At 72.8% G+C, this 22974-nt stretch carries 21 protein-coding genes; 7 read left to right on the top strand and 14 right to left on the bottom strand.

Annotated features, from left to right (window positions below):
- Window positions 1-371: 371 nt before the first annotated feature.
- Window positions 372-1634 (bottom strand): tyrosine--tRNA ligase, encoded by a 1263-nt coding sequence (tyrS, locus tag ABT093_RS29285; RefSeq protein ID WP_350569558.1) that lies wholly within the window; start codon window positions 1632-1634, stop codon window positions 372-374.
- 302 nt (window positions 1635-1936) lie between these two features.
- On the opposite strand from tyrS, the gene ABT093_RS29280 reads away from it, so the two are divergent.
- Entirely contained in the window at window positions 1937-2473 is a 537-nt protein-coding gene (locus ABT093_RS29280; RefSeq protein WP_350569552.1) for an HNH endonuclease, read from the top strand.
- Window positions 2474-2564: 91 nt separating this feature from the next.
- Here the strand turns inward: ABT093_RS29280 and ABT093_RS29275 are convergent, their stop codons facing one another.
- From ABT093_RS29275 to ABT093_RS29250, 6 genes are all read right to left on the bottom strand, one after another.
- Window positions 2565-4424: an outer membrane protein assembly factor BamB family protein gene (locus ABT093_RS29275; protein ID WP_350569551.1), complete on the bottom strand. Its 1860-nt coding sequence runs from the start codon at window positions 4422-4424 to the stop codon at window positions 2565-2567.
- Window positions 4425-4512: 88 nt separating this feature from the next.
- A complete protein-coding gene (locus tag ABT093_RS29270; protein ID WP_350569549.1) occupies window positions 4513-4824 on the bottom strand; it encodes a 4a-hydroxytetrahydrobiopterin dehydratase in 312 nt (103 codons plus the stop codon).
- 91 nt (window positions 4825-4915) lie between these two features.
- Entirely contained in the window at window positions 4916-5674 is a 759-nt protein-coding gene (locus ABT093_RS29265) for a sulfite exporter TauE/SafE family protein (protein ID WP_350569547.1), read from the bottom strand.
- Window positions 5675-5855: 181 nt separating this feature from the next.
- Complete coding sequence (locus ABT093_RS29260; RefSeq protein WP_350569546.1) at window positions 5856-6920, bottom strand: SPFH domain-containing protein; 1065 nt, start codon at window positions 6918-6920, stop codon at window positions 5856-5858.
- Window positions 6921-6930: 10 nt separating this feature from the next.
- Complete coding sequence (locus tag ABT093_RS29255) at window positions 6931-7353, bottom strand: NfeD family protein (RefSeq protein WP_350569545.1); 423 nt, start codon at window positions 7351-7353, stop codon at window positions 6931-6933.
- A gap of 162 nt (window positions 7354-7515) precedes the next feature.
- Window positions 7516-8307: an ABC transporter ATP-binding protein gene (locus tag ABT093_RS29250; protein ID WP_350569543.1), complete on the bottom strand. Its 792-nt coding sequence runs from the start codon at window positions 8305-8307 to the stop codon at window positions 7516-7518.
- Window positions 8308-8457: 150 nt separating this feature from the next.
- On the opposite strand from ABT093_RS29250, the gene ABT093_RS29245 reads away from it, so the two are divergent.
- Window positions 8458-9261, top strand: coding sequence for an Rv1486c family protein (locus ABT093_RS29245; protein ID WP_350569541.1), 804 nt, complete (start codon window positions 8458-8460; stop codon window positions 9259-9261).
- Here ABT093_RS29245 and ABT093_RS29240 read toward each other — a convergent pair.
- The 3 genes from ABT093_RS29240 to ABT093_RS29230 form a co-directional block, all read right to left on the bottom strand.
- Window positions 9258-9908, bottom strand: coding sequence for a response regulator (locus ABT093_RS29240; protein WP_350569540.1), 651 nt, complete (start codon window positions 9906-9908; stop codon window positions 9258-9260). The genes ABT093_RS29245 and ABT093_RS29240 overlap by 4 nt on opposite strands.
- On the bottom strand, window positions 9901-10998 hold the full coding sequence (locus ABT093_RS29235; RefSeq protein WP_350569556.1) for a GAF domain-containing sensor histidine kinase: 1098 nt from the start codon (window positions 10996-10998) through the stop codon (window positions 9901-9903). The genes ABT093_RS29240 and ABT093_RS29235 overlap by 8 nt, the downstream gene beginning before the upstream one ends.
- A gap of 317 nt (window positions 10999-11315) precedes the next feature.
- The gene (locus tag ABT093_RS29230) at window positions 11316-13919 is read right to left on the bottom strand and encodes an ABC transporter ATP-binding protein/permease (protein ID WP_350569539.1); all 2604 of its coding nucleotides are present in this window, start codon (window positions 13917-13919) and stop codon (window positions 11316-11318) included.
- Between the two features lie 280 nt (window positions 13920-14199).
- Here ABT093_RS29230 and serB point away from each other — a divergent pair, with 280 nt between their 5' ends.
- Window positions 14200-15474, top strand: a complete 1275-nt coding sequence (serB, locus tag ABT093_RS29225) for a phosphoserine phosphatase SerB (protein ID WP_350569537.1) — start codon at window positions 14200-14202, stop codon at window positions 15472-15474.
- A 70-nt stretch (window positions 15475-15544) separates the two neighbouring features.
- On the opposite strand, the gene ABT093_RS29220 is transcribed toward serB, so the two are convergent.
- From ABT093_RS29220 to ABT093_RS29210, 3 genes are all read right to left on the bottom strand, one after another.
- Window positions 15545-16072, bottom strand: a complete 528-nt coding sequence (locus ABT093_RS29220) for a SixA phosphatase family protein (protein WP_350569536.1) — start codon at window positions 16070-16072, stop codon at window positions 15545-15547.
- 111 nt (window positions 16073-16183) lie between these two features.
- A complete protein-coding gene (locus ABT093_RS29215) occupies window positions 16184-16306 on the bottom strand; it encodes an SGM_5486 family transporter-associated protein (RefSeq protein ID WP_350569534.1) in 123 nt (40 codons plus the stop codon).
- A gap of 46 nt (window positions 16307-16352) precedes the next feature.
- Entirely contained in the window at window positions 16353-17654 is a 1302-nt protein-coding gene (locus ABT093_RS29210) for a CynX/NimT family MFS transporter (protein WP_350569532.1), read from the bottom strand.
- Window positions 17655-17739: 85 nt separating this feature from the next.
- Here ABT093_RS29210 and ABT093_RS29205 point away from each other — a divergent pair, with 85 nt between their 5' ends.
- The 4 genes from ABT093_RS29205 to ABT093_RS29190 all read left to right on the top strand — a co-directional run bounded on the left by ABT093_RS29205 (window position 17740) and on the right by ABT093_RS29190 (window position 22136).
- Window positions 17740-18414 carry a FadR/GntR family transcriptional regulator gene (locus ABT093_RS29205; protein WP_350569530.1) on the top strand — a complete coding sequence of 225 codons (675 nt, stop codon included), beginning with the start codon at window positions 17740-17742 and terminating at the stop codon, window positions 18412-18414.
- Window positions 18415-18578: 164 nt separating this feature from the next.
- Entirely contained in the window at window positions 18579-18917 is a 339-nt protein-coding gene (locus tag ABT093_RS29200) for a hypothetical protein (protein WP_350569528.1), read from the top strand.
- 4 nt (window positions 18918-18921) lie between these two features.
- Window positions 18922-21081 (top strand): DUF6571 family protein, encoded by a 2160-nt coding sequence (locus ABT093_RS29195; protein ID WP_350569527.1) that lies wholly within the window; start codon window positions 18922-18924, stop codon window positions 21079-21081.
- Window positions 21078-22136: a hypothetical protein gene (locus ABT093_RS29190; protein ID WP_350569526.1), complete on the top strand. Its 1059-nt coding sequence runs from the start codon at window positions 21078-21080 to the stop codon at window positions 22134-22136. The genes ABT093_RS29195 and ABT093_RS29190 overlap by 4 nt, the downstream gene beginning before the upstream one ends.
- Window positions 22137-22206: 70 nt before the next feature.
- Here ABT093_RS29190 and fabI read toward each other — a convergent pair whose 3' ends face one another.
- Window positions 22207-22974, bottom strand: a complete 768-nt coding sequence (gene fabI / locus ABT093_RS29185) for an enoyl-ACP reductase FabI (protein ID WP_350569525.1) — start codon at window positions 22972-22974, stop codon at window positions 22207-22209.

Here is a 22974-nt window from a genome sequence, read left to right as displayed (position 1 = left end):
CGCTGTTGAGTTCTCAAGGAACGGACGCTTCCATCAGGCGGCTTTCACACCGGCCCTCCGGGCGCTTCGTTCTTTCGTGTTTCCAGCTTATCAGACGTTTTTCGCTCCGTTTTCCGGAGTTTTACTCATCCGATTTCCCGAACTGGTCGGAGTCACTTTTCGCGACGCCCTCCACGTTAGCGCATTCCGAGTGTCACTCGAAATTCATGCTCGGTGAGCAGGACGCGCTGAGTGGGTGGCCGCTTCAGCGACTCGTTCAACACTAGGCCACCTGGAGGACATCGTCAAACCTCTGGGGGCGGGATCCGGCTGGATCCCGCCCCCAGATGCTGAAGCCGCAGGTCAGCGGCATCGTATTTCGGTCACATCGGTTACTTGACCAGCTCGGCCGCGGCCAGGTTGCGCTTGCCGCGGCGCAGGACCAACCAACGACCGTGCAGCAGGTCGGCCTCGGCCGGCACCGACTCCTCGTCCGTCACCTTGACGTTGTTGAGGTAGGCACCGCCCTCCTTGATCGTCCGGCGGGCGGCCGAACGGCTCGGGGAGAGACCGACGGCGACCAGCAGGTCGACGACCGACTGGAGCTCGGTGACCTCGGCCTTCGGGACCTCGGCGAGCGCGGCGGCCAGGGTCGGGGCCTCCAGGTCGGCGAGGTCGCCCTGGCCGAACAGCGCCTTGGAGGCGGCGACGGCGCGCTCGTACTGGTCGGCGCCGTGCACCAGGGTGGTCAGCTCCTCGGCGAGGGCGCGCTGGGCGAGGCGGGCGGCCGGGCGCTCGGTGGTCTCGCGCTCCAGCTCCTCGATCTCCTCCTTCGAGCGGAAGCTGAAGATCCGCAGGAAGTTGGGGACGTCCCGGTCGTCCGCGTTCAGCCAGAACTGGTAGAAGGCGTACGGGGTGGTCAGCTCGGGGTCGAGCCAGACCGTGCCGGACTCCGTCTTGCCGAACTTGGTGCCGTCGGCCTTGACGATCAGCGGCGTGGCCAGCGCGTGCACCGCCTTGCCGTCGGCCTTGCGGATCAGGTCCGCACCGGCGGTGAGGTTGCCCCACTGGTCGCTGCCGCCGGTCTGCAGGGTGCAGCCGTAGCGGCGGTTCAGCTCCAGGTAGTCCATGCCCTGGAGGATCTGGTAGCTGAACTCGGTGTAGCTGATGCCCGCGTCGGAGTTGAGCCGCCGGGCGACGGCCTCCTTGGCGATCATGTTGTTGACGCGGAAGTACTTGCCCACGTCGCGCAGCAGGCTGATCGCGGACATCCCGGAGGTCCAGTCCAGGTTGTTGACCATGCGCGCCGCGTACGGGCCCTCGAAGTCGAGGAACCGGGAGATCTGGCCGCGCAGCCGCTCCACCCAGCCGGCCACCGTCTCGGGGTCGTTGAGCACGCGCTCCGCGGTGGGCTTCGGGTCGCCGATCAGACCGGTGGCACCGCCGACCAGGCCGAGCGGGAGGTTCCCCGCCTGCTGGATGCGACGCATGGTGAGGATCTGGACCAGGTTGCCGAGGTGCACGCTGGGGGCCGTCGGGTCGAAGCCGCAATAGAACGTGACCGGGCCGTCCGCGAACGCCTTGCGCAGTGCGTCCTCGTCGGTGGACAGGGCGATCAGCCCACGCCACCGCAGCTCGTCGACGATGTCCGTCACGGTCACGCTTCTCCTTCGGTCGGGCGTCCCGCCCGGTGCGGGCCCGGTTCGGTCGGGCCCCGGTGCGGGACGACTCCAGCGTTGTAGAGCCTACGCGGTCCTGACCAACGAGTTTCCGCCGCACCTGCGCGAACGCGCCGCGCCCGGCCGGTTCCGACGTGGCCATGCCCCTCCGTGACACCGGAAATTCCGTTGTTCGACGGCGGGGAGCCCCTTCACAGTGGTCCCACCGCCGCGCGGCGGCAGTGACGTGGGTGAGGACGGTCGTGCCGCCATGGCACGCCCGCGGAAGGGTGGCCGAGGTGCGCAGCACGCTGGTTCTGAACGCAAGCTACGAGCCGCTGACGACGGTGTCGCTCCAGCGCGCCGTGGTCCTGGTGCTCCAGGACAAGGCCGTGGTCGAGCAGGCGCATCCGCTGCGCACCATGCGCGGGACCGGGGTGACGGTACCGGTGCCCCGGGTGATCAGACTCCAGCGGTACGTACGGGTGCCCTTCCGACAACAGGCTCCGTGGTCACGCCGCGGGGTCCTCGTCCGGGACCAGCACCTGTGCGCCTACTGCGGGCGGCGGGCCACCACGGTGGACCACCTGCAGCCCAGGTCGCGCGGTGGCGGGGACACCTGGCTGAACACGGTGGCCGCCTGTTCGGAGGACAACCAGCGCAAGGCCGACCGGACACCGGAGCAGGCGGGGATGAGGCTGCTCCGCAAGCCGTTCGTGCCGACGCCGCAGGCGACCCTGATGATGGCGCTGGGGCTGCGCGGCTCGGAGGTCCGGGAGCTGGCCGACTGGCTGCCGGCCCAGGCGGTCGCCACGCCGGCGCCGTCCGCCGCCTGAGGCGCCCGCCGCACCAGGGGGAAGCCGGGGGGAACGAGGGGGGAACCGGGCCGGGGACCGACGGGGGGTCGGTCCCCGGCCCGGCCTGCGCTCAGTCCTTGGCCCGGAAGCCCGTCGCCGTGCCGAAGTTGGTCGAGTGCTCGGGGACGGCGACGACCAGGCCGCCGCCGATCAGCACGCGGCCGGAGACCAGCAGCGAGCCGGTGCCGGGCGGGAAGCTGCCGCCGACCGCCTCCTGTCCGCCGTCCAGGGCGAAGCGGCTGAGGTGCGCCGGCTGGTCGACGCGCTCGTCGACGGCGAGCACCAGCGCGCCGCCGTCCACCCCGACGGCGCGGGCGGCGCCCTTCTCGCGGGCCGTGGTCCGCCAGCGCTGCTTGCCGGTGTCCAGGTCGTAGCCGACCACCGCGACCGGCCCGGCGGCGCCGTCCGCCGAGGCGGCGGTGCTGACCGTGGTGACCATCGTGCGGTCGTGGAAGTAGACCCCGGGCGTGGCCGAGAACGATCCGTGGGCGACGTCCAGCCGGCCCTCGGCGCCGGCCACCGGGATCCCGGCGGCGGGGTCGCCGTCCGGGCCCCAGGCGAACACCCGGTCGTCCTCGGGCTTCTCGCCGGTGGTGAGGACGACGGGCGGCTCCGCGGAGAGCACGGTCGCCGTCTTCGGCCGGTTGTTCAGGCCGCGCCACCAGGAGACCGTGCCGTCGGCGGTGTTCAGCGCGACGGCCTGGTCGACGGGGGTGGAGTCGGCGCAGGTGCTGGCGACCAGGACGGTCGTGCCCGAGACGCCGCCGGAGAGACTGCAGAACCTCCCCTGCCCGGTGTACTGCCAGACGTCCGCGCCGTCGGCGGACTGCCAGGCGACGACATGGCTGTCGCCGACCGCGATCACCTTGTCGTCGGTGACGCCGACGTGCGCGCCGTAGGCGCCCTTGGTGTCGGTGAGCGGCTTGGTCCAGGCCGTCCGGCCGTCCTTGGTGTCGACGGCGGCGACCAGGGAGCACGGGCTCTTCGGGTCGGCCTGGGGCCGGAACAGCACGGCGCCGAGGCCGGCCCGGTTGACGGTCGGCGACAGGTCGCAGGGGACGGCGCCGGCGGCGGGCGGGTCCACCGCCCAGACCGGTCGGCCGTCCGCCAGGTCGTAGGCGCGCACGCCGGTGGCGTCGGCGCGCACCACCGAGCCGTCGAGCAGCCAGCTGCCGACCAGGGTGTCGTCACCGCCGGAGGCGCCGTCGGCGGCCCGGGCGGCCCAGGTCCGGGTGTGGGCGGCGCTGAAGCCGGGTTCGGCGCCGGCGGCGTTGCCGTCGGTGGCGCTGCCGTCGCCCTGGGCGCTCACCATCAGGCCGGCCGCGACCAGCACGCCGAGGGCGGCGAGGCCGGCGCCGGCCCGCACCAGCAGGGTGCGCCGGCCGGGGGTGTGCTCGGCCGTGACGACGGTGTCCGCGGCGGCACGGGCCTTGGCGGCGAAGCCGCGCCGCCCGGCGCGCCCGGCTCGCCCGGCTCGGCGGGACGGCGCCGGAGCGGCGGCCGGCACGGGCTCGGGCTCCGCGGCCGGCGAGGGCTCCGGGTCGGGCTCGGGCTCCAGGTGCACATAGCCGTCGGTGGTGTACTCGGCGCCGGCGGGGACGTACAGCTCCTCCCCCGTCGGCTGCTGCGGGACGACGATGTACGGCGTGTACTGCTGCGCCTGCCCGTCGTGGCCGTAGGCGTACGCGTCCGGGACGTAGGCGTCGGGCTGCTGCGGCGCCTGGCCATAGGGGTGGTACGGGTCGTACGGGGGGTAGGGGACGTCCTGCCCCAGCTCCCCCGGCCAGGCCCCCGGCTGTTCGGCGTACCCGTGGTACCCGTTGTACCCGTCGGGCCCGGTCTGCCCGTGGTACCCGTCGGGCCGGTCCTGGGGGGTCTGCTGCGGGTACCACTGCTGCGCGTGGCCGTCGCCGAGGGGGTCCTGCGCCATCCGTTCCGTCCCTCCCGGCCGCCTGCACTGCGGCAGCCAGCATCTCACGGCCCCGGAGCGGCCCGGAGGGGACGGTTCCGCCGCGCTCCTAGCCGGCGGACCCGGCGGACTCGGCGGCCAGGGCCTCGTCGATCCGGGCGGCGAGGGCGAGGTCGAGGGCGGTCAGGCCCCCGGCGCTGTGGGTGGAGAGGACGAAGCGCAGGGTGCGCCAGCGGATGTCGATGTCGGGGTGGTGGTCCATCGCCTCGGCCACCCCGGCGACGGCGACGACGACCCTGATCCCGGCGGGGAAGTCCGGGGCGTCGGCGCTGCGGACGATGCTGTCCCCCTCGCGCGTCCAGTGCGGCAGGCCGGCCAGCCCGGCGGTGATCTCGTCCTCGGTCAGCCGTTCGCGGCTCATCGGTCCACTCCTGTCGTCCGGTCGCGGTCGGTCCACACAGAACCTATAGAGACCGGGCCGTCGGGCGTCGGCGACACCTCGAAGCGTGCCCTCAGTCGGTGAGCAGTTTGACGACGGCCGCCAGGCCGACGACGACGATCACCGCGCGCAGCGCCTGCGGCGGCAGCCTGCGGCCGACCCTGGCGCCGATCAGCCCGCCGACCAGCGAGCCGACCGCGATGAGCCCGGCGGCGGCCCAGTTCACCGTCGAGGTGAAGAGGAAGAACAGCGCGGCGACGCTGTTGACGATCATCGCGAGGGCGTTCTTCACCCCGTTGATCCGCTGCAGGTCCTCCTGGAGCAGCATGCCCATCAGGGCCAGCAGCAGCACACCCTGGGCGGCGCCGAAGTAGCCGCCGTAGACGCCGGTGAGGAAGATCCCGGCGAGCAGCAGCACCCCGCCGTGCGGGTCGCCGTCGGGCCGGCGGCGGGCGGCGACGGCCTTGGCGACCCGGGGTTGCAGCACCACCAGGACGAGCGCCAGCAGGATCAGCACCGGGACGATCGCGTCGAAGGCGGCGCTGGGCAGTTCGATCAGCAGGTAGGCGCCGAGGACGCCGCCGAGCAGCGAGGCGGTGCCGAAGCGGGCGAGCCGGGCGCCCTGGCCGGCCAGCTCCCGGCGGTAGCCGATCACGCCGCTGAGCGAGCCGGGCACCAGGCCGAAGGAGTTGGAGACGTTGGCGGTGACCGGCGGGAGGCCGACGGCGAGCAGCACCGGGAAGGTGATGAGGGTGCCGGAGCCCACGATCACATTGATCATTCCGGCGCCGACGCCTGCCGCCAGGACGGCGACCGCTTCCCAGACCGTCATGAGCCACCTCCCGTGGGGGTCCTGTCGCGGTGATCATGCCGGACGGAGCGGCGGCGGTTCCAGCGGTGCCCGGAATTCGGGACGTACGCCACAGCCCGGCGCCGTACGGTGCGGTCCGGTACGGCCGAGGGCCCGGCCCCGTGCGGTACGGGGGCGGGCCCTCGGACGGACGACGGGAGGGTCACTCGGGGTCGGTCTTGCGGTACTCCCGCAGCGGGTCGATCCGGGGCCGGGCGGAGCCCTTGGTGTCGGTGTCCAGCGGGCGCGGGCCGGCGGCCGGGTCGATCGGGACCTGGGTGGCGGCCGGCGGGGTCGCCGGGGCGGCCGGGGCACCGCTGGGGGCGGCCATCGCGCTGCCGTTGGCGCCGCCGTTGCCGGTCAGGCCGGTGAACGCGCCGCCGAGGCCCTTGAGCGCGTCGCCGACCTCGCTGGGGATGATCCAGAGCTTGTTGGCGTCGCCCTTGGCCAGCTCGGGCAGGGTCTGGAGGTACTGGTAGGCGAGCAGCTTCTGGTCGGCGTCGCCCTGGTGGATCGCCTCGAAGACGGTCCGGATCGCGGCGGCCTCACCGTCGGCGCGCAGCACCGCGGCCTGGGCCTCACCCTCGGCCTTGAGGACCTCGGCCTGCTTCTCGCCCTCGGCGCGCAGGATCTGCGACTGCCGGTTGCCCTCGGCGGTGAGGATCGCGGCGCGCTTGTCCCGCTCGGCGCGCATCTGCTTCTCCATCGAGTCCTGGATGGAGGTCGGCGGCTCGATGGCCTTCAGCTCGACGCGGTTGACGCGGATGCCCCACTTGCCGGTGGCCTCGTCGAGCACGCCGCGCAGGCCGGCGTTGATGACCTCGCGGGAGGTGAGGGTGGATTCGAGGTCCATCGAGCCGATGATGTTGCGCAGCGTGGTGACGGTGAGCTGCTCGATCGCCTGGATGTAGCTGGCGACCTCGTAGGTGGCCGCCCGGGCGTCGGTGACCTGGTAGTAGATCACCGTGTCGATGTTGACGACCAGGTTGTCCTGGGTGATCACGGGCTGCGGGGGGAAGGGCACGACCTGCTCGCGCAGGTCGATCCGGTTGCGGACGCGGTCGATGAACGGGACGACGATGTTCAGGCCGGCGTTGAGCGTCCGGGTGTAGCGGCCGAAGCGCTCCACGATCGCGGCGCTGGCCTGCGGGATGACCTGAATCGTCTTGATCAGCGCGATGAAGGCCACCACGACCAGGACGACCAGGACGATAAGGACGGGTTCCACGGACTCTCCCCTAGACGACCAGGGCGGTCGCGCCCTGGATTTCGACGACGTCGACCTGCTCCCCCGGCTGGTACACCTGCTCGGGGTGGAGCGCGCGTGCCGACCAGATCTCGCCGTTGAGCTTGATCCGGCCGCCCTCCGCGTCGACCCTTTCCGCGACGACCGCGGTGGCACCCTTGAGCGCCTCGATGCCCATCTTGATCTGCGGGCCCTTCCGCAATGCCCGGTACGCGATGGGGCGGACGACGACCAGTTGCGCGACCGAGGCCGCGACGAAGGTCAGGACCTGCCAGACCGGGTCGGCGCCCAGGCCCGCGACGCCGGCCGCGACGAGCGCGCCGACCGCGAACATGGCGAGTTCCGGCATCGCCGTGATCACCAACGGTATGCCGAGGCCGACGGCGACCAGGAGCCACCAGATCCAGCTGTCCACGTGTCCATCCTAGGGAGGGAAGGGCCTTCGAGGCGGTCAGTTCCCGCAGGTGGAGGGGCGGAAACCGGTCGCGCGTGCGACCGGTTCCGGTTCGACCGGGTTCAGCGGACGTTCGGAGCGGCCGGCGGGCCCCCGGAGAGGTCCGCGCGGAGTCACGCGGCGTCAGCCCAGCGGCAGGCCCTGGGCGGACCAGCGGTCGCCGTGGCGCTCCAGGGTGAGCGGCAGGCCGAAGCACTTGGAGAGGTTGCGCGCCGTCAGCTCGGTGTCGATCGGACCGGCGGCGAGCACCTTGCCCTGACGGATCATCAGGACGTGGGTGAAGCCGGGGGCGATCTCCTCGACGTGGTGGGTGACCATGGCCATGGCCGGCGCGAACTCGTCCTGGGCCAGGGCGCCGAGGCGGCGCACGAGGTCCTCGCGGCCGCCGAGGTCGAGGCCGGCGGCGGGCTCGTCGAGCAGCAGCAGCTCCGGGTCGGTCATCAGCGCGCGGGCGATCAGGGTGCGCTTGCGCTCGCCCTCGGAGAGGGTGCCGAAGCGGCGGTCGGTGAGGGCGGCCATGCCGAGGCGGTCGAGCAGGGCGAGCGCGCGGGACTCGTCGGACTGCTCGTAGGTCTCCTGCCAGGTGACGGTCATGCCGTAGGCGGCGGTGAGCACCGTCTGCAGCACGGTCTGCTCGGCGGGCAGCTTGTCGAACATCGCGGCGCCGGCCAGGCCGATCCGCGAGCGCAGCTCGAAGACGTCGACCTCGCCGAGCTTCTCGCCGAGGACGGTGACCTTGCCGGCGGTCGGGAAGAGGTACGAGGAGGCGATCTGCAGCAGGGTGGTCTTGCCGGCGCCGTTCGGGCCGAGGATGACCCAGCGCTCTCCCTCGGAGATGGACCACGAGACCTGGTCGACCAGTGCGCGCCCCTCCCGGACCACGGAAACGTCCACCAGCTCCAGCACGTCGCTCATGCCTACGCCTTCCCCAAAAAACAGATATCTCGGCCGTCGGTGCGGGCGGGCGGCCTACTCCGGCGGCCGGTGGGCACGGAGTGGGTGCGCCGCACGCGCATGGGCAAACCTACGCCACGCGGATGTCCGCCGATTCCGTAGGCTGGCCGGATGCTCGTCTCTCCTGCCGACAATCCGTACGAAGAGCCCCGTTCGGGGCGGCTGGCCGCGTGGGGCAACGCCCTGCTGGCCGGTCTGGTGCCGCCCGACAACGCCGCCACGGCGGTCCTGGGGGCCGACGAGAGCCACCGGGTGACCGGCCTTCCCGGGGACGGCCCGGACGAGCGGCACGGGCTCACCTGGGCGCTGGGGCGGCTGCGGGTGCTGGGCGTGAAGGGCCTGCGGCTGGCGCTGCCCTCGGCCGGGCACCCGCTGGGCCTGACCGGGCCGGCGCCGTTCAACGAGCGGGCGATGGCGGCCGGCGAGGCGGTGCTGGCGGTCGGGGTGCCGCTGGGGCTGGTGCCCGAGGTGGAGGTGTTCGGCCCGGCCGGGGACCGGTCGGCGACGGTGCTGTGGCGCTGCTCCGAGGTGCACGACGCCCCGCCGGCGGACGTGCCCTCGCTGCACGAGGCCGAGTTCGAGCTCGTGGACGGGCTGCGCCGGGCGACGCTGCTGCTGACGCAGCTGGACGTGGCGGGCGCCGGGCCGGAGGCGATGCGGGCGCTGGAGGCGTACCGGCGCCGCGGGCACGACGAGCTGCTCGCGCCGGGGTACCCGCCGCGCGCGGTGCGGGTGCTGGAGTCGGCGCGCCAGGTGGCGGCGCTGCTGTCGATCGCCTCGGGCAGTCACGGCGCGGCGGTGAGCGCCTCGGAGATCGCGGCCCGGCAGGCGGCGCTGGCGCCGCTGTGGCGCACCGCCCGCCGGGCCCAGGTGGCGGCGTACAACGCCCTGGTGGACGAGCGCGGCGAGCGCTAGCGGGTCTCGCCGTGCCGCACGGCCCAGAGCGCGGCCTGGGTGCGGTCGGCGAGGTCCAGCTTCATCAGGATGTTGGAGACGTGGGTCTTCACCGTCTTCTCGGACAGGTGCAGGCTGCGGGCGATCTCGCGGTTGGAGCGGCCGTCGGAGATGTGGCCGAGCACCTCGCGCTCGCGTTCGGTGAGGGTGCCGCCGCGGCCCTGCGGGGCGCGCGGGCCGTCGTCGGCGAGCAGGGCCTCGGCGAGTTCCGGCTGGAGCAGGACGTGGCCGGCGTGGACGGAACGGATCGCGCCCGCCAGCGCCTCCGGGTCGACGTCCTTGTAGACGTACCCGGCGGCGCCGGCCCGCAGGGCGGGGACCATGGTGCGGTGCTCGGTGAAGCTGGTCACGATCAGGATCCGGGCCCGGCTGCCCTCCTCCTTGAGCGTGCGCAGCGCCTCGATGCCGTCGACGCCGGGCATCTTGAGGTCCATCAGCACGACGTCGGGGTCGAGGGCGCGGGCCCGGTCGACGCCCTCGGCGCCGTCGGCGGCCTCGCCGACCACCTCGATGTCGTCCTGCACCTCCAGGAAGGTGCGCAGGCCGCGACGGACCACCTGGTGGTCGTCGACCAGCAGGACGCGGATCGCGGGCGCGGTGTCAGGCACCGGGGACCTCCATCTCGACGACCGTGCCCTTTCCGGGGGCGGAGTCCAGGGTGAGCCGGCCGCCCACGGCGGCGGCGCGGTCGCGCATCGAGGCCAGGCCGAGGTGGCGGCCGGCCCGGCGAACCGATTCGGGGTCGAAGCCCCTGCCGTTGTCGCTGATCCGCAGCAGGGCGCCGCGGTCCGGCGTGCCGGCCAGGGTGACGGTGACGCGGCGTGCGCCGGAGTGGCGCAGCGCGTTGTGCAGGGCCTCCTGGGCGACCCGCAGCAGGGCGGCCTCCTGGGCCTGCGGCAGGGCACGGACCCGGTCGGCGGCGAAGGCGATGTCGGCGGCGTGGGCGCGGTCGAGGACCTGCACCTGGGAGGCGAGGGTGGCGCTCAGGCCGTCCTCCTCCAGGGCGGCGGGGCGCAGCTCGACGACGACGGCGCGCAGCTCGTCGGCGGCCTCGGCGGCGAGCCGGGCGACCTCGGCGAGTTCCTCGCGGGCGCGGGCCGGGTCGCGGTCGACCAGCTTGGCGGCGGCCTTGGCGGTCAGGCGCAGCGAGAAGAGCTTCTGCGAGACGGCGTCGTGCAGGTCGTGGGCGATCCGGGCGCGTTCGCCGGCCAGGGTGAGTTCGCGGCTGCGCTCGTAGAGGCTCGCGTTGGACAGGGCGAGCGCCGCGTGGGCGGCGAGGATCCGCAGGAGTTCCTCGTCGTGGTCGGTGAAGCCCCCGCCGCCCTGCTTGTTGGCGAGGTAGATGACGCCGAGGACGGCGGGCTCGTCCTCGGCGTGCTCGGGGTCGAGGATCGGCATGCCGAGGAAGGCGCCGAGTTCGGGGTGGGCGTCGGGCCAGCCGCCGAAGGCGGGGGCGCTGCGGACGTCGTCGAGCCGGACGGCGCCGCTCTGCTGGAACATCGCGGCGAGCACGCCGTGCCGGCGGGGCAGCGGGCCGATGGCCTTCCACTGCTCGTCGGTGACGCCGTCGACGACGAACTGGGCGAAGCCGCCGTGGTCGTCCGGGACGCCGAGGGCGGCGTACTCGGCGCCGAGCAGGCGGCGGGCGGAGGCGGTGATCCGGCGCAGGACCTCGCGGACCTCCAGGTGGCGGCTCATCGCGAGCAGGGCCTGGCTGACGGCCTCGATGCCGGCGAGGCAGGGTTCGCAGGCGGGCAGGGTGCCGTCGGGCGGCGGGCCGACCGGGATCCGGTCGGTGGGCAGCGATCCGGCGTGCCGGTGGTCGCGTGGCACGGTGGGCATGACGCCAACCTACCGCCGCGCACGCGGGCGGCGCGTCCGTCCCGGGCCGTACCGGGGGCCCGGGTCCGCAGACCTAGGCCCCCGGCCCGCCCGGCCCGCCCCACCCGGGAAACGCCGCGGGGGCGGCCCTCCCCGGGTGGGGCGGGCCGCCCCCGCGGGCGGTCGGCGGGCGGTCAGCCCTTCTGCATGACCTCGGGCTCGTGGCGGCGCTGGAGGCGGGTGACGACGACGCCGATGAGGACCGACATCAGGATCAGGATCCCGGCGTCGAACCAGAACTGGCCGGCGTTGTGGCCCCAGATCGCGTCGTACTCGGGGTTCTGGAAGTCCTTGTTCCAGGGGCCGAGCAGGTGCGAGAGGTCCAGCGTGGTGGCGACCATGCCGGTGCCCCAGCGGGCCGGCATCAGCCAGGCGAACTGCTCCAGGCCGGGCTTGGAGAAGACCTGGAAGAGGCAGCCGGTGAAGACGACCTGGATGATCGCGAACATGACCAGCAACGGCATGGTCTTCTCGGCGGTCTTGACCAGCGCGGAGATCGCCAGGCCGAACATCATCGAGGCGAAGCTGAGCAGGATCAGGCCGAGGCTCATCTCCAGGATCGGCAGGTTCTTGACGACCAGGCCCTCGGAGGGCAGCTTGCGCGGCAGGAATCCGACGGCGGAGATGATCGCGCCCTGGACCACGCTGAAGAAGCCCAGCACGATGATCTTGGACATCATGTACGCGGAGCGGGAGAGCCCGGTGGCTCGTTCTCGCTCGTAGATCGCCCGTTCCTTGATCAGCTCGCGGACCGAGTTGGCCGCTCCCGAGAAGCAGGCGCCGATCGCCAGGATCAGCATGATCGTCGCGGCGCCGCTGTTCAGGCCGAGCTGGGTCTTGGGGTTGCGGGCCAGGCCGGCCTCGTTGGGGATCAGCACGCTGACCGCGCCGAGCACCGCCGGCAGCAGGATCGACAGCGCCAGGAAGCCCCGGTCGGAGGCGAGCACCGAGACGTAGCGGCGGATCAGCGTCCACAGCTGCGAGCCCCAGCTCTGCGGCTTCGGCGGGCGGACGGCCTCCTGCACGATCTGCGCGGACTGCACGGTGCCGGATTCCACGTCGGCCGAGTACTGCTGGTGGTGAACCGAACCCCGGTAGCGGCCGGCCCAGTCGTGGTCCGGGTAGTTCTCGAAGGCCTGGAAGACGTCGGCCCAGGTCTCGTACCCGAAGAAGTGCAGCGCCTCGTCCGGCGGGCCGAAGTAGGCCACCGCACCGCCCGGCGCCATCACCAGCAGCCGGTCGCAGAGCGCGAGTTCGGCCACCGAGTGGGTGACGACCAGGATGGTGCGGCCGTCGTCGGCGAGGCCGCGCAGCATCTGCATGACCTCGCGGTCCATACCCGGGTCGAGGCCCGAGGTGGGCTCGTCCAGGAAGATCAGCGAGGGCTTGGTGAGCAGCTCCAGGGCGACCGAGACGCGCTTCTGCTGGCCGCCGGAGAGCGCGGTGATCCGGTTGTCGGCGCGCTTGTCCAGGCGCAGTTCGTAGAGCACCTCGTCGATCCGCGCCTCGCGCTCACGCGGCTCGGTGTCGCCGGGGAAGCGCAGCCGGGCCGCGTACTTGAGGCCGGTGCGGACGGTCAGCTCCTTGTGCAGGATCTCCGACTGCGGCACCAGGCCGATCCGCGAGCGCAGCTCGGCGAACTGCTTGTAGAGGTTGCGGCCGTCGTAGAGGACGTCGCCGCGGTCGGCCGGGCGGTAGCCGGTGAGGGCGCGCAGCAGGGTCGACTTGCCGGAGCCGGACGGGCCGATGACCGCGACCAGGGACTTCTCCGGGACGCCGAAGCTGACGTCGTTGAGCAGGATCTTCTTGGCGCCCTTGTGCTCGACCTCGACGGTCAGGTGGCGGGCCGAGAAGGAGACCGCGCCGGTGTCGACGAACTCCTGGAGCTGGTCGCCGACCAGCACGAAGCTGGAGTGGCCGACGGTCAGCCGGTCCTGCTCGCCGATCAGCTGGCGCTCGACGCGCTGGCCGTTGAGGAAGATGCCGTTGTGGCTGCCGAGGTCGACGATCTCGTAGCGGCCGTCCGGCAGCTGGCGCAGCTCGGCGTGGTGGCGGGAGACCTGGAGGTCGGATACCACGATGTCGTTGTCGAGCGCGCGGCCGATCCGGATGGTCTTCATGCCGGCGGTCAGGTTGCGGATGATCGTCGGCTGCGGACCGCCGTCGTGGGCGGCGGGCGACGGCTGCGGGAAGCCCTGCTGCTGCGGGAACGGCTGCTGCTGGAAGGGCTGCTGCGCGAACGGCGGCTGCTGCTGGTGCTGCGCCTGCGGCTGGGCCTGCTGCGGCCAGGGCTGCTGGTGCGGCGCCTGGGCCTGCGGCGGGTAGGGCTGCTGCGCCGCCGGGTCCTGCCATTGCGGCGCCGGCGGGGCGGCGTGCGGCTGCGGGGCGGGGCTGCGGCTGGTGGTCGCCTCGTGCCAGGCCTGGGCCTGGGCGGCGGGCTGGGCGGCCGGCGCGGAAAAGGCGAGCCGGGGGCCGTTCTCGGCGTTGCCGAGGTTGACCACGGCGCCCGGGAACAGCTGCGCCTGCAGGGTGCGGGCGCCGCCGGTGTAGGTGCCGTTGGTGCTCCCGTGGTCGTCCAGCTGCCAACCCGCCCCGTTGAACGAGATGGTGGCGTGCTGCCAGGAGACCCGCGCGTCGTCGAACTGGAAGTCCGACTGCGGGTTGCGACCGATGGTGTAGGACCGCCCGGGTTCCAGGACCCGCTGCTGTCCGTTGATCTCGATGACGAGTTGCGGCACTGCTCGACTGCCCCGCTCTCTCGGTTCCCCCGATGGTGCGCCCCGGTCAGGTGGGGGCGAAATGATCGTGAATCTGACGGGGGAATCATTCCAGCCCGCCGGGCGCGGGTGATAGCCGCCCCCGCGCACTGTGACCAGGCGGCAACGATTCACGGACCGCCCCCGGACCGCCGGGTCCGCCGCGGGTCCGCGGGCCCCGGTACGGGTCCGGAATCCGGCCCGTCCACGAACCGGACGGGTACCGTGGCCGCCGCGGGCTGCGGGTAGCGTGGGAGGCACCATGAACGCATCGCCCTTGGCCGCCGAGCCGCTCCCCGCCCCGCAGCCCCGGACCGAGGACGGGCGCACCCTGCTCGTCAAGGTGTTCGGCAAGGACCGCCCCGGTATCACCGCCGGGCTCTTCGCCACCCTGGCCGGGTACGGCGTCGAGGTGATCGACATCGAGCAGGTGGTGACCCGTGGCCGGATAACGCTGTGCGTGCTGGTCACCGCCCCCGCCGCGGCCGGCGCCGAGGGTGACCTGCGGGCCCTGGTGCACCGCTGGGCCGAGGACCAGAAGCTCCAGGCCGAGATCATCTCCGGCATCGGCGACAACCGGCCCCGCCGCGAGGGCCGCTCGCACGTCACCGTCCTGGGCCACCCGCTGACCGCCTCCGCCGTCGCCGCGCTCACCTCGCGGATCACCGGGTCCGGCGGCAACATCGACCGTGTCTTCCGGCTCGCCAAGTACCCGGTGACCGCCGTCGAGCTGGCCGTCTCGGGCGTGGCCACCGACCGGCTGCGCGCCGAGCTGGCGCAGGAGGCGGCCACCCAGCGGGTGGACGTCGCGGTGGTGGCGGCCGGGCTGGAGCGGCGGGCCAAGCGGCTGGTCGTCATGGACGTCGACTCGACGCTGATCCAGGACGAGGTGATCGAGCTGTTCGCCGCCCACGCGGGCTGCGAGGAGCAGGTCGCCGAGGTGACGGCGGCGGCGATGCGCGGCGAGCTGGACTTCGCCGAGTCGCTGCACGCCCGGGTGGCGCTGCTGGCCGGGCTGGACGCCGCGGTGACCGAGAAGGTGCGCGCGGAGGTCCGGCTCACCCCGGGCGCGCGCACCCTGATCCGCACGCTGCAGAAGCTGGGCTTCCAGGTGGCGGTGGTGTCCGGCGGCTTCACCCAGGTCACCGACCACCTGGTGGAGCAGCTGGGGCTGGACTTCGCGGCGGCGAACACCCTGGAGGTGGTGGACGGCAGGTTCACCGGCCGGGTGGTCGGCGAGATCGTCGACCGGGCGGGCAAGGCGCGCTGGCTGGCCCGGTTCGCCGAGCAGGCCAAGGTGCCGCTGGAGCAGACGGTGGCGATCGGCGACGGCGCCAACGACCTGGACATGCTGAACGCCGCCGGGCTGGGCGTGGCGTTCAACGCCAAGCCGGTGGTGCGCCAGGCGGCGGACACCGCGGTGAACGTGCCGTTCCTGGACACCGTGCTGTACCTGCTCGGGATCACCCGCGAGGAGGTCGAGGCGGCCGATGTCCTGGACGGTCCGGCCCCGGGCGACGCCCCGGCGGCCGGCTGACGGCCCCGCACGGCGCCAGCAGCACCCGAGGGGCGCGCGGACTTGGTCCGCGCGCCCCTCGGGTCGTCGTTCAGTCCTGCGGCGTGAAGTACGAGACCAGTTCGGCCACGCCCGGCTCGACGTTCTTCCAGGAGCCGGAGAAGCTGAGCACCGCGATCGCGGCGGTCGGGAAGCCGCCGAGCCGCAGCCGCTCCAGCGCGTCCCGGTCGCCCTCGTCGCCGGCCAGCACCTGGGTGAGGCCGAGCACCCCGGGGTTGTGGCCGACCAGGACCAGGTCGGCGTACTCCTCCGGGGTCTCCTGGAGGACGGTGATGATCTCGCCCGGGCTGGCCTCGTAGACCCGGCTCTCGTAGACGGTCCTGCGCGAGCGCTTCGGCAACTCGTGCGCGGCGAGCTTCCACGTCTCCCGGGTGCGCAGGGCGTCGGAGCAGAGCACGTAGTCGGGGTTGATCCCGGAGTCGGCGAGCCAGCGTCCGGCCTCCGGGGCCTGGTGGCGGCCCCGGTCGGCCAGCGGCCGCTCGTGGTCGTCGACGCCGTTCGGCCAGTCGGCCTTGGCATGGCGGAGAACGATGATCCTGCGGGGCGTGTCGGCGCTCATACCCAGCAAGCTTGGCAGAAAAGCCGGCCGGGAGCGCGATGCCGCCCGATGCCGCCACCCGGCGGGGCGGGAGGTGCCATCATGCGGGGTTCAGCGGGACACCGCCCGCCGTCAGCCCAGGTTCTGGGCGACGGTCGCGACGATGACCAGCAGGACGACGATGCCGACGATCACCGCGGCGATCTGGCCGAGCTTCTTGTGGCCGTCGGTGGGATTGGGTTCGAGAACGGGCATGCCCGGATTCTCCCACCCCGGACACGCCCGTCCATCACCGCCCCCGTCAGGCCGCGGCCGGAACCCGCTTCGGAACGGCCTCGTCCTCGATGTGCCGGGCCCGGGCCGCCCGCAGGCCGAACAGCATCTGCGGCACCAGCAGCAGCGCCAGGAAGCCCAGCGGCAGGTACCACTCGCCGGTCGCCTGGTAGAGGCGGCCGATCAGGATCGGGCCGGGGATCGAGATCAGGTAGCCCACGCCCTGGGCGAAGGCCGACAGCTGGGCCACCCCGCCGGCCGTCCGGGCGCGCAGGCCGATCATGGTCAGCACCAGCGGGAAGGCGCAGTTGGACAGGCCCACCAGGACCGCCCAGAACCACGGCGCCCCGGCCGGGGCCAGCGCCAGGCCGAGGTAGCCGACGATGCCGAAGGAGGCCAGGACCACCACGAACAGCCGCTGGTCGCCGCGGCGCGCGGCGAGGTTCGGCAGCACGTAGGAGACCGGCACGCCGATCACCATGGTCAGCGCCAGCAGCACGCCGGAGACGCCCTCGGAGACGCCGGCGTCCTGGAAGATCTTCGGCAGCCAGCCCATCACCACGTACGCGCCGGTGGCCTGGCAGCCGAAGAAGCAGGCCAGCGCCCAGGCGGTGCGGCTGCGGGTGATCGGCAGCTTCACGCCGGCGGCCGAGCCGGCCGACGCTCCGCCGGGCTCCTGGCGCCGGGTGAGCAGCGCCGGGATCCAGAGCAGCAGGGCGAGGGCGCCGAGCGCGGCCCACACCCCGAGGCCGACCCGCCAGTCCCCGCCGAGCGCGGTGGTCAGCGGGACGGCGACGGCCGCGGCCAGCGCGGTGCCGGCCGACAGCGCCATCGAGTAGAGGCCGATCATCGGCCCGACCTTCTCCGGGAAGTACCGCTTGATCACGACCGGGATCAGCACGTTGGCGACCGCCACACCGGCCAGCGCGAGCGCGGTCAGCAGCAGGAAGACGGCCGTGTTGCCGGCGAAGGAGCGGGCCAGCACGCCCGCGGTGATCGCGCCCATGCCGGCGGTGACCACGGCGACGGGGCCGAGCCGGCGGGCCAGGCCGGGCGCGGCGAAGCCGAACAGGGCGAAGCAGAGCGAGGGGACGGCGGTGAGCAGGCCGGCCACCGTCGGGCTCATCCCGAGGTCGGCGCGGACCTGGTCGAGCAGCGGCCCGAGGCTGGTGACCACGGGTCGGAGGTTGAACGCGGCGGCGGCGATCGCGAGGGCGAACAGCCAGCCGAGGGAGCGGCGGTCGGTGGGGGCGAGCCGCCCGGCCTGCGGCCGGGCCCCGGCCCGGGGGGACGCGGCGGCGGGATCTGCGGTGTCTGCTGCGGACGACATGCGGGCCATCATAGAATGATGGGATGAATTAGCGCATCCTCGAATTGGCATGATGGCCCGACCCACCCGACCCAAGGAGTCCCCCGTGGCGCTGTCCTCGCCGAGGCGCACCCCGCTGTCCGACCAGGTGATCGCCCAGCTGCGCGGCCAGATCACCTCCGGCGAGTGGCCGGTCGGCTCGCGCATCCCGACCGAGGCCGCCCTCGTCGAACAGCTCGGTGTGGCCAGGAACACGGTGCGCGAGGCCGTCCGCGCGCTCGCCCACAACGGACTGCTGGACATCCGCCAGGGCTCCGGCACCTACGTCCTGGCCACCAGCGAGCTCGCCGGGGTGATGCACCGCCGCTTCGCCGACGTCGACCGCGCCCAGGTCGCCGAGCTGCGGGTCACCCTGGAGACCTCCGCCGCCGGGCTCGCCGCCACCCGCCGCACCGACCGCGACCTCGCCCTGATCGACGCCGCCCTGGCCCGCCGCGAGGACGCCTGGAGAGCCGGCGACGCCGAGGACTTCGTCCAGGCCGACGCCGCCTTCCACCAGGCGGTCGTCGCCGCCGCGCACAACGACGTCCTCGCCGCCGTCTACGCCGACCTCGGCGAGGTCACCCGGGCCCACCTGCGCCACGACGTCGGCCCCGAGCTCATCGCCGAGCGCTACCTCGGCCACGGCGAGATCGTCGACGCCATCCGTGCCCGCGACCCCCAGCGCGCCTCCCACGAGGCCGGACGCGCCATCGGCGCCTGCGCGGACGCCGAGGCCTGACCCCCCGGGGCCGGCTCCCGCCCACGTCCCCGCCGCGATCCCCGTCCCGCCCTCCGAAGGCGCCCCTCACGCCTTGCCGGGGGCGGGATTTGGCGTGCTAACGTCCCGTGAAAATTCGCGGACGGCCGGGCTCCGGCCAGGTGTGCACACAACGGGGAGAACTGATGGCGGATCCGGACCTGAAGCTGGGCCAAGGACCGGCCGGGGGGCCGACGAAGGTGTCGACGGCAGCCATCGACAAAGCCGCCACCTCACTCGACGGCATCGCCAACGACAGCACCGCGGCCGGGAAGACCGCCGACGAGTCGACCGAGGCGGCGGCCTCGAAGCTGAGCGGCTGGGACACCGCGACCGCGCTGCGCGGCGCGCTCAAGGAGTGGCACGAGCAGGTGTCGCAGCTCAACGGCCGGATCAACCAGGAGGCCGGGATGATGCGGCAGACCCACTCCAACTACCTGAGCGTCGAGCACGGCATCGCCACCTCGTTCACCGGAAAGGCGTGAGCGCATGAGCCTGCTCGGATTCGAGGACGTCCTGAAGGCCGACCCGTCCGCGATGGCCAAGGCCGCCGCCGACTGGACGGAGATGGCCCGCAAGTACCAGCTGATCCAGCACCGACTGGAGAACGAGGTGCTCTCCGTCACCGGCGACCAGGGCCTGTGGCTGGGCTCCACCGCGTTCGCCGCCAACATGCACGTGACCTTCACCCGGCAGCAGAGCATCGACGCGCAGACCGAGGCGAAGGCCGTCGCCTCCATCATCACCGACGCGAAGAACGACTTCACGGAGGCGCAGAAGAAGCTGAAGCAGGCCGTCGCCGACGCCCGGGCCGACGGCATGAAGGTGACCGGCACCGGCGCCGTGATGTTCGACGCCAGCACACTCGACCCGGCCACCCGCAGCGCCTACCACCACGAGCCGGACTACCAGCGCGAGCGCAACGACGCCGCCCGCGCGTGGGCACAGAAGATCAAGATCTGTGTGGAGGAGGCGACCGCCGCAGACCAGCGGGCCACCCTCCAGCTGCGCCGCGCCGCCAAGGTCGGCGACCTGATGAACGAGTTCAACGGCCAGGCCGTCGGCGGAGGTGACGAGGCCGACGGCAGGCGCGCCGCCGACCTCGCCTCCCGGCTCAAGGACGGCAAGAAGCTCAGCCCCGAGGAACTGGCCGAGCTCAACAACCTGATGAAGGCCAACTCCGGCAGCCCCGTCTACGGCCAGACCCTGCTCAACGCGCTCGGCCCCGAGGGCACCCTGCTGCTCGCCGACGAGTTGCAGGTCCGGACCAACGACCGGGACGGCAAGAACAAGGGCGAGTACGGCGAGCTGCAGACCAACCTCGCCAACACCATCGGCGGCGCCACCCGGGACACCAACAGCAAGTTCTACCAGGACTTCCGCAAGGGCCTGCAGGAAGCCGGCGTCAAGAACATCAACGAGCGCCACTTCGGCGGCCGGACCGAGCCGATCTACGGCTACCAGACGCTGACCACCCTGCTCCAGCACGGCAACGCCGGGTACGGCTCGCAGTTCCTGAACGACCTCGGCACCGACATCCTCAAGGCCGAGCGCGACGACAGGAACCGCTGGTCCTCGCACCAGTTCAACGGCCCGCGCCCGGACCTGGTGTACGACCCCGTGGACGGCGTGCTCAAGCTGATGGGCCAGAACCCGGAGGCCGCCACCCAGTTCCTCGACCCCAAGGGGCCGGGGGCCGAGGACCGCCTCGCGTACCTGCTGCGCGACCGCGAGTGGCCCACCTCGTACGTCAACACCCTGTACGGGCCGCCGATGGTCGACAAGACCACCCACCAGGCCGGCCTCGCCGCCGCCATCGAGGCCGCCGCCACCGGCGACGTCCCGGGCGAGGGCAGCCACCACGGCGGCCCGCACACCCCGGCGCAGGCACGGGTGATGCAGGGCGTCGTCGACGCGCTGGACGCGGACGGCAAGGGCGCGGAGGACGTGCACGACGACCTGAAGATGCCGCTCGCCAACGCGCTGTCGGACTACGTCGACGACACGCACCAGATTCTCAGCCAGCACCACACCAACGCCGACCACAACGGCGTGTGGGAGGAGAACGGCGAAGGCCACCTCGGCGGGACCGCCGATCACCTCATCCGGGTCATGCGCGGCGTCTCCGACGAACCGGAGGCCTACGCCACGCTCTACAACGCCGAACGGGCCAAGGCCGCCGAGGCCCTGGCCGCCATCCCGGGCAATCACCAGTACGGCCCCGACCGGGCGCACAGCATCGGAGCGGCTCTGGGGGCCTACGACGCGATCCGGTCGGACGTCATCCTGGACGAGAAGGACGACCGGATGGAGTGGGCCGAGAAGACCGGGGAGTTCGCCTCATCGGTGAACGGCGTCGTGACCGGGTTCATCCCGGAGGTCGGGGACGTCGCCGGCGCCTTCGTCGACGCCGGCATCAGCGGCTGGGTGGACGACGTCAAGAAGGAAGCGCAGGACGCGGGCAACACCAAGAACTCCGACAAGCACTTCGCCGCGCTGACCCAGAGCCAGGTGATGGCCGGTGAATGGGGCCGGCGGAACCACCTGAGCGTGGACGCGACCGAGGCGGTCTCCCAGGGGCTGGGATCCGGCCACGACGACGGCCTCACGAACGCGTTGATCGCCCTCGGACGGAACGGCCAGCAATGAGGTTCTCGCGACGTACCTGGGCGATCGCCGTCGGCGCCGTCGTCCTCGTCCTCGGAGTGGGCGGCTATGTCTCCTGGCAGTACCCCAACCTGCTCCTCCCGGACCGGCTCTGCGACGGCGCCGTCTCCGCCGCGGACGCCGAACGAGTCCTCGGCGACGGCAAGATCGTGGTCGCCGACAGCGACGTGTCGACCGACCGCGACGACCCGGACGCCTACTGCGCGATCAGCCTCAAGCGCGGCGGCAAGTACGTCGCCGAGATCCACCTGCGCACCAGGAAGGCCGAGCTGTTCGAGCTCTCGCTACGGGCCGATCCGGCGATGTCCCAGCCGGACCGGGGGCCGGTCGGGGCATTCGGCAACGCCCGCGGCTGGCTGCTGATGGCGCCGGGCTGCCGGCTGGCCGACCTGGACACGCACCACTATCCGAAGCGGGACGCCGACGCGGTCACCGTGGACGTGGTCCGCGACAAGGAGCCCGACCCCTACCGTTTCGTGCGCGCGGACACGAGCGCGTCGCCCGAGTCGCGGCAGGGGATGGCCCGGCTGGCCGCCGACTTCGCGGCGGCGGTCGCCCGCCGCTCCGGCTGCGGGTCGGCGGAGGTCCCCGACGTCCACCTGACCACCGGCGAACAGATCGGGCAACCCGTCGTCGGCGGGCAGCTCTGCGGGGTTCCGGGGGCCACCGCCACGAAGGAGCTCCCACCCGGGACGCGTCAGGACATCAGCAGTCCCACGGCACCGGTCCAGAGCTGCTGGATCCACAACGGCACCCGGCAGGAGCTGCTCTACGAGTTCACCGCCACCCTCGACACCCGCTACCCGGACTTCGCCCTCCACATCGACGACAAGCCGCTGGGGGCGCCGCCGGGCGGCTGGCGGGGCGCCGGTGACGGCAGCACCGTGGTCGCGCCCTGCGGAAGCGGCAGTCTCACCCTGCACGCCTTCGGGTTCGCGATCACCGGTTCGCCCCCGCCCGTCGAGGCCCCGGCCTTCCGTACCTGGGCCAACGCGATGGCCGCCAAGTACGGCTGCGAGCCGGTCGCGCCCACGTAGGTCGAAACGCCGCTGCCCGGAACCCCTCCTCCTCGGGAGGGGTGCCGGGCAGCGGCGTTCGCGGGAGGCGTCAGGCGCCGATGGCGTGCAGGCCACCGTCGACGTGGACGATCTCGCCGGTGGTCTTCGGGAACCAGTCCGACAGCAGGGCGACGATGCCGCGGCCGGCCGGCTCCGGGTCGTTCAGGTCCCACTTCATCGGCGAGCGGGTGTCCCAGGTGGCGGCCAGGTCGCCGAAGCCCGGGATGGACTTGGCGGCCATCGAGCCGAGCGGGCCGGCCGAGACCAGGTTGCAGCGGATGTCCCGCTCGCCCAGGTAGCGCGCCAGGTAGCGGTTGGTGGACTCCAGGGCGGCCTTCGCCGGGCCCATCCAGTCGTACTGCGGCCAGGCGAACTGCGCGTCGAAGGTGAGGCCGACGACCGCGCCGCCGTCCCGCATCAGCGGCAGCAGCGCCATGGTCAGCGACTTCAGCGAGAACGCCGAGACGTTCATGGCGGTGGCCACGGACTCCCACGGCGTGTTCAGGAAGTTGCCGCCCAGGGCGTCCTGCGGGGCGAAGCCGATCGAGTGGACGATGCCGTCCAGGCTCGGCAGGTGCTCGCGCACCTGGTCGGCGATGTTTGCCAGGTGCTCCTCGTTGGAGACGTCCAGCTCCAGGACCTTGACCGGGTGCGGCAGCTTCTTGGCGACGCGCTCGGTCAGGCTCGGCCGCGGGAAGGCGGTCAGGATGACCTCGGCGCCCTGCTCCTGGGCCAGCTTGGCGGCGTGGAAGGCGATGGAGGACTCCAACAGCACACCGGTGATCAGGATGCGCTTGCCCTCGAGGATTCCGCTCAT

This window comes from Kitasatospora sp. NPDC002551 (assembly GCF_040296005.1).
Lineage (GTDB): Bacteria > Actinomycetota > Actinomycetes > Streptomycetales > Streptomycetaceae > Kitasatospora.
This window is presented reverse-complemented; position numbering and strand designations above follow the sequence as displayed.